The 6,814-nt window shown below is 55.7% G+C and carries 8 protein-coding genes; all 8 read left to right on the forward strand.

The window, feature by feature from the left end:
* Positions 1-5 precede the first annotated feature (5 nt).
* Positions 6-809, forward strand: coding sequence for a hypothetical protein (locus tag KF827_RS17065; protein ID WP_291007924.1), 804 nt, complete (start codon positions 6-8; stop codon positions 807-809).
* Positions 806-2,368 (forward strand): hypothetical protein, encoded by a 1,563-nt coding sequence (locus tag KF827_RS17070; RefSeq protein ID WP_291007926.1) that lies wholly within the window; start codon positions 806-808, stop codon positions 2,366-2,368. Before KF827_RS17065 ends, KF827_RS17070 begins: the two co-directional genes overlap by 4 nt.
* Before the next feature lie 15 nt (positions 2,369-2,383).
* Positions 2,384-3,661, forward strand: a complete 1,278-nt coding sequence (locus KF827_RS17075) for an N-acetyl sugar amidotransferase (RefSeq protein ID WP_291007928.1) — start codon at positions 2,384-2,386, stop codon at positions 3,659-3,661.
* Positions 3,662-3,683: 22 nt separating this feature from the next.
* Positions 3,684-4,319: an imidazole glycerol phosphate synthase subunit HisH gene (hisH, locus tag KF827_RS17080; RefSeq protein WP_291007930.1), complete on the forward strand. Its 636-nt coding sequence runs from the start codon at positions 3,684-3,686 to the stop codon at positions 4,317-4,319.
* A gap of 2 nt (positions 4,320-4,321) precedes the next feature.
* On the forward strand, positions 4,322-5,083 hold the full coding sequence (locus KF827_RS17085; protein WP_291007932.1) for an imidazole glycerol phosphate synthase cyclase subunit: 762 nt from the start codon (positions 4,322-4,324) through the stop codon (positions 5,081-5,083).
* 10 nt (positions 5,084-5,093) lie between these two features.
* On the forward strand, positions 5,094-5,651 hold the full coding sequence (locus KF827_RS17090; protein ID WP_291007934.1) for a GNAT family protein: 558 nt from the start codon (positions 5,094-5,096) through the stop codon (positions 5,649-5,651).
* A gap of 14 nt (positions 5,652-5,665) precedes the next feature.
* Positions 5,666-6,343, forward strand: a complete 678-nt coding sequence (locus KF827_RS17095; RefSeq protein ID WP_291007940.1) for an NTP transferase domain-containing protein — start codon at positions 5,666-5,668, stop codon at positions 6,341-6,343.
* Positions 6,340-6,814, forward strand: a 475-nt coding sequence (locus tag KF827_RS17100; protein WP_291007936.1) for a Gfo/Idh/MocA family oxidoreductase, incomplete at its 3' end; no start/stop codon positions are given. The genes KF827_RS17095 and KF827_RS17100, both read left to right, overlap by 4 nt.

Below are 6,814 nucleotides of genomic sequence, written 5' to 3' on the forward strand. Positions count from 1 at the left end.
AAGCGATGAAGATCGGTGCGATCATTCCCATTCGCCTGGCATCCGAGCGGCTGCCTGGCAAGGCGCTGGCCGATATCTGCGGTCGGCCGGTGGTGGCGCATCTGCTTGATCGTGTGGCGGCCAGCCGTTTTATCGCGGATCGCAAGGATGTGGTGGTTTGCACCACCACGGCAGCCACGGATGATCCGCTGGAGGTCGCGGTCAAAGCCGAGGGATGTTCGGTTTTTCGCGGCAGCATAGACGATATCATCAAGCGGTTCGGCGATGCCATCGAGGCTTTCGGCTTTGATGCGGTGATCCAGGCGGATGGTGACGATCCGCTTTCGGCCACGGAATGCATGGATGCCACCACCGAGGCTTTGCTGGCCGATCCATCGCTGGATATCGTTACCATGCGCGGCCTGCCGCTGGGCTGTGCAACCAAAACCTTCACCCGCAAGGCAATGCAGAAGGTGTTGGCAGCCTATCGCACGGAACGCAACGATACCGGTTTCATCTATTTCTTCACCAAGAGCGGCTTGTGCAAACATCTTGATCTGGAAAATACCAAGCCGGAATGGCGCCAGGACAAAGCCCGCCTGACCCTGGATTACGAAGCCGATCTGGTGCTGTTTCGGGCAATCTTTGAGGCGCTCTACAGGCCCGGCAAGCCGTTCAGCCTTGCCGAGGCCGTGGCTTTTCTCAATGCGCACCCTGATTTGGTTGCCTCCAACCTGGATGTACAAGAGGAATATTGGGCGCGGACGGCAGAGAAAGCGAAGCTAAACTTTCGCGATGCCGAGGGTAATGAGCGCAGCATAACGCTATGAACACTCAGGGCAAATCATCATCCAAACAGCAATATGTGTGGCTGTTGGCCAACAGCTTTACGCGGTGGCTGTGGGTTCCATTGGCAACATATATCGAGCGCGCCACCGGATTGATCCCGCTGCTGGTCGTGTCTTCCAAGGAAGACGAGCGCTACTATCGCCAGTTGCCCGGCGGAAAAAATCTGATCATGGTGGAAACGCAGGATCCCTATCTGGATATTGTTGATCATCCAGAAGGGCGGCGCGGTTGGGCTGCTGTGGCGGCTGAAGCCGAAGCGCTGGAACGCCGGCTCGGTTTTCGGATCATGCGTGATTTCGTTCTCGCGGACAGGCATCTGGGGCGTTCCTATCTGTTTGCCGGGCAAGGGCATCCGGATTCTCATACATCGCGTAAGGCGCGGTTTGGCGGTCTGGCTGAGGCGCTATTAAAGCAATTCAGTCACACCGAAGCGCTATTTGATGAATATCCGCCGGAAGCCATCCTCAGCTATTACGGCGGTGGTGGTATTCGACAGAAGCCGATCGCCGTGCTGGCGCGGGCGCGCGGCGTCGCATTCCGAGCAATCTGCCCGGCTCGCCTCAAAGGTTTGGCCTATTGGGCCGATGACGAATATGAAGGGTCGAAAGCGCTGCGCAGCGTGTTGGCGAAAGGCCTACCTATTCTTCCTGAAGCCGAAATCCAAGAACGGCTTGCGCATCTTGCTCCGTCTTCGCTCGCTGCTAGCCCCGAGGCACTGCGCAAGATGCATCAATCCTTTGCGCTGAAGACCGTGATCAAACAATCGCTTCTGACAGTCGCCAAACGGTTGAACGCTATTCGCCGTGGCTTCCGTTTCGCCAAGACCGGTTATCTGGTGAGCGAGAATGTCGCCTATATTTTCCGTAAGCGCAGTCATTGGAAGCTGCTCAATCGCATCGCCAGTCGCGAGTTGCCGCCGCAGGATGGCCGTAAGGTGGTCTATGTGCCTTTGCAACAGGAGCCTGAAGCTTCCACGCTATCATTGAGCCCGAACCATACCAACCAGATCGCGACCGTGGCGGAATTGTCACTCGCCTTGCCGGCGGATACTATCCTTTTGGTCAAGGAGCATATCTGGCAACTCGGCCGCAGGCCTGTCTGGTTCTACGAGGCGATCCGGCGGATGCCGAACGCGATCCTTTTACATCCCGCCGTCCCCGGGTTAGAGGTCGTTAAGCGCGCAGATTTGGTTGCCACGATCACCAGTTCCGCAGGCTTTGAAGCGGCGGCAATGGGCAAGCAGGTGGTGTTCTTCTGGGAACGCTGCCCGATCATTGATTTGCCGCACGTGCAACAGATGTCTCGCTTCGAAGGGCTGGAGCGCATCGCCGATTTATTGCATGCCGATAACGATACCGAACGCAGCAAACGTCGTGCCGATGGCGCCGCCTATATGGCAATGATGGATCGTTTCTGCCTCGATCTGGATCAGATTCGCTTTTACACGCGCAAGGAACCCCCCACCGATGCTGAGCTGGATTTTCTCGTTGGTCCGCTCTTTGCCGACGGTACCTTCAATCGCTTTTCGTCCGCAGCCTGAAGCCCCGGGACAGATATGACCAGACGCACTTCGCCCACCCCTTATCAGCCGCTGGATACTGTCGCACGTCGCTCCCGCGAAATGCGCGAGCAGGCTGATGCCTTGCGTGCCGCAGATGGCATTCGCCGCTGCGCCAAATGCTTGATCCCGGAAACTGAGCAGACCGTTACCTTTGACGAACATGGCGTCTGCAATATGTGTAGTTCAGCACATAACCGCGATACGGCGATTGATTGGCCGGCGCGCCGCAAGGAATTCGAAGAAATCATTGATAAGCATCGCGGGAAGGGCGCCTACGATGCTGTTGTGCCGTTCAGCGGCGGTAAGGATAGCGCCTGGGTTGCTTACATGCTGGTGAAGGAATTCAAGCTCAAGATACTGCTTGCTACCTTCGACTCGCATTTCCGCCGGCCAGGCCACCTTGAGAATATGGAGCGCGTTGTTCGTGCTCTGGGTTGTGATCATGTAACGCTGCAAGCCAGCGACAAGGTGATCCAGAAGACCATGGTGGAGTCGCTCAAGCGTCGCGGCGATTTCTGCTGGTATTGCCATACCGGCGTGGTCGCTACACCTTATAAAGTGGCACTGATGTATAAAATTCCATTGGTTATCTGGGGGGAGCCGGGTTCTGAATATTCAGGCGGCTATTACAATTACAAGACCAAGACACCGCCGGACGAGCGCTGGTTCAACCGCCAGATCAATCTGTCGATTAATGCCGAAGATATGTATGGCTTTATCGATGGCGTTGAAATGCGTGATCTGGAGCCTTTCCGGTTGCCAGCCTGGGAAGATATGAAGGCGCTTGGCCTTGAGGCTGTACATCTGGGCGATTACATCAAGTGGGATGCGCCGCGTCAGTTCGAGATCTTAAATCGAGAGCTTGGCTGGGATATGGCGGAAGTGGAGAACCTGCATCCTCGTTATCATTACGAGAAAGTGGAATGTTTCCTTCAAGGCGCGCGCGACTATTTGCGTTTTATCAAGCGTGGATACAGCCGTACTGTGCAGCGCGCCAATCTGGATATCCGCAATGGCGTTCTCACCCGTGAAGAAGCCGAGCAGATGATTCATTACGATGCGCAGCGCCCGGCCAGTCTGGATGTGGTGCTTGATTATCTCGGGGTGGATGAAGGCGAGTTTAATCGTATTGCGGCGGCTCATCAGGTTTACCCTCATGTGCATGATCCGGATGCAACCAGGCCAGCGCAACGCAAACTCGAAGAGCAGCCGGCATTCGCCGATCGGCTGGGGCGGCTTGCAGCCGCGCGTCGTGAGCGTGAAAAACCCTGATCGCTCGGGAAGGTATTAGCACATGACACATCCTGAAGCTGCGCGAGTTGCCATTATCGATTATGGCATGGGTAATGTTGGCTCTGTTGCGCGCATCGTATCTCGCACCGGCGCAAAGGTCACGATTACCGACAAGGCTGTTGATATTGCGGATGCTACGCATTTGATACTACCCGGCGTTGGCGCTTTCCCGGATGCGATGAAGGCACTGAACGCGCGGCAACTTATCGCTCCGATGGAGGCGGCTGTTTTACGGAACGGCAAGCCGATCCTTGGCATTTGCCTCGGCATGGAGTTGCTCGCGCGTGCCAGCAGCGAAGTTGAACCAACGCAGGGTCTGGGTTGGATTGATGCGGAGATGGTGCCATTCCCGAAATCGAAGACCCTTAAGGTGCCTCATATCGGCTGGAATCAGATACGCCATAAGCGCCGCGAGACGCTGATGGAAGCCATGGACGATGGCGACTTCTTTTACTTCGTTCATAGCTATCACATGGTTTGCAATAACGCTGACGATGTTGTTGCAGTATCCGAATATGGCGGAGAATTCGTGGCGGTCGTTCAGCGGAATAATGTGATGGGCACCCAATTCCACCCGGAAAAAAGCCAAGCCAATGGCTTTCGTCTATTGTTGAACTTCCTCATGCACCACGGTTGACCATGAGCTTTACGAGATTGATCCCAACGCTGACGCTGAAAGATGGGCGTGTGGTTAAAACTATCGGCTTCGATGAATATCGCGATGTCGGTGATCCCCGGACCATGGGTAAGGTGTTCGACTCCCAGGATGTGGATGAACTCGTATTCATGGATATGACCGCATCCCAGGAGGGGCGAGACCCTGATTGGGTGAATATCAAGCGGTTTGCAGATGAATGCGCAATGCCCCTCACTATTGGCGGGGGCATTGCAAGCGTGGAACACATTCGTCGCCTACTTCAGATCGGCGCCGATAAGGTAACGCTCAACAGCCATGCAGTGAAGAATCCGGGGCTCGTTACTCAAGCCGCCAACGCTTTTGGAGCACAATGCATCGTTGTTGCGATAGATGCCAAACGGAAACCGAATGGCGAATATGAAGTGATGGTGGACGGCGGTGCGGTGCCAACCGGCTTATCGCCGAAGGAATGGGCGATGCGTGCCGAGGAACTGGGCGCGGGCGAGTTGATGATCACGTCGATAGATCGCGATGGTACGTTTGAAGGCTACGATACCACTCTGATCGACATCGTGGCCCGGGCTGTCGATGTTCCTGTGATTGCCAATGGCGGCGCAGGCCTGCTCTACGATTTGCTCGAAGTCATCAATAATACCAAAGCATCGGCGATTGCTTGCTCCAGCATTTTTGCCTTCACTGATAATAAACCGATCAAGGCGAAGGCGTTTTTGCAGGATCATGGCGTTCGCGTGCGGCCAATCTGAGGTGAGCGATATGGCGCAGGATGGTTTCTTTCTAAGCGGAAACAAGGCGGCACTACGCGCCCTGCGGCATGACGATCTGGTCGCGTTGGGCCGTTGGTGGGATGATGCAGAGGTAACCCACCTTTTGGAGATGGGTGCGCGCCCTAGCCGCGATAAGGAGCTTGAGGCTTTTTGGCGCCTGGCAGCGGAATCCGATGACAATGTCGTATTCGCCATTTGCGATCCGGAAAATGGCCGGCTGCTTGGTACATGCGGACTTTATGCAATCAGCTGGGTCTGTCGCCGGGCTCAGTTCAATATTTTAATTGGCGAAAAGAATGCTTGGGATAAAGGCGTAGGCTCGGATGCGGCCCGTATTATTCTGGATTACGCATTTGCAAAGCTCAATCTAGAATCGGTTCAACTTGGCGTAAATGCTGAAAATAAGCGGGCAATAGCTTCCTATCGCAAGGTGGGCTATGTGCATGAGGGTACGCGGCGTCGCTTCGTTTATCGCAACGGTCGATATTACGACATTGAAGTATTCTCGGTGCTGCGTGATGAATACAAGCCCATGGGTAATTCGTGAGCCGAATTATCGGTGTGATTCAGGCGAGGATGGGCTCATCGCGTCTGCCTGGCAAGGCGCTGCTTCCGTTAGCAGGCAAGCCGCTAGTCTGGCATATTATAGACCGCATGCGCCGCGTGCGTGGCGTTGAGCGCATCGTGCTGGCCACCACCACGGATCCCCGCAACGACAGCATGATAGATTTCGCCCGAAGTGAGGGTTTGGAGGTTTTTCGCCATCCCGTGGAAGATGATATTGCGGGGCGTATTGCTGGAGCGATCGCGCCCTACCCAGGCGATGTCGTGCTCAAGACCGGTGGCGATTGCCCGTTGATCGACCCCGCCGTATTGCAGCGGATGGTGGATGCAGGGCTGAATGATCCGGCCGCAGACTTCATATCCAATCGCGTGATCTGGACTTATCCGCAGGGATTGAGTGCGGATGTGCTATCGCGGCGTGCCATTTTCTGGGCAGATGAGAATTTGCACACCGAACAAGATCGGGAATTATTTGCCACTTATCTGCGCGATCACCCGGATCAGTTCAAGGTTGTGCCGATCACTCAGGCAAAAAATATGAGTCATCTAAACTGGTGCGTCGATACGCCAGAAGATATGGCGTTTGTAGGCGGTATTTTCGATGCGCTGTATCGCGAAGGCGAATGTTTCGGCTTGGCTGAAACTTTGGCCTTCCTGGGATTGCCTGGCGCATGAGCATTGCTGTGGCGATCATCGGCGGCGGGCGCGTCGGTGCTGGTAATGTCGGCCTGGCGGGCGGTTTGCCCCTCAGTCATCTGGCTGCAGTGCTGGCTGCTGCGCCCCAGGGGGTGCGACTTGCCGGCATTGTGGAGCCAGAGTTCGCGCGTAGGGCGGCGATAGCTGCCGATTGGCCCGAACTGCCATCGGCCATGGTGCAGGCGGAATTGGCAGCTCTGTCGCTGCCGTCTGATTGCATTGCCGCTATCTGTGTCCCGGAATCAGCCCGTATTGCAGCCATCGAAATGGCCTTGAAGGCGGGTGTGCAGGGGCTGATCGTTGAAAAGCCGCCGGCTCGCAATCGCGCCGAATTGCGGCATATTGCCAATTTGGCCAAAGCCGCCAATGTGCCTCTACTGTTCAATTACAATCGCCGTTTCGATCCGCGTATTGCGGCATTGCGCGCGAGTTTGCCACGCGATCCGACAG

Source organism: Ferrovibrio sp., from assembly GCF_019636075.1.
GTDB lineage: Bacteria > Pseudomonadota > Alphaproteobacteria > Ferrovibrionales > Ferrovibrionaceae > Ferrovibrio.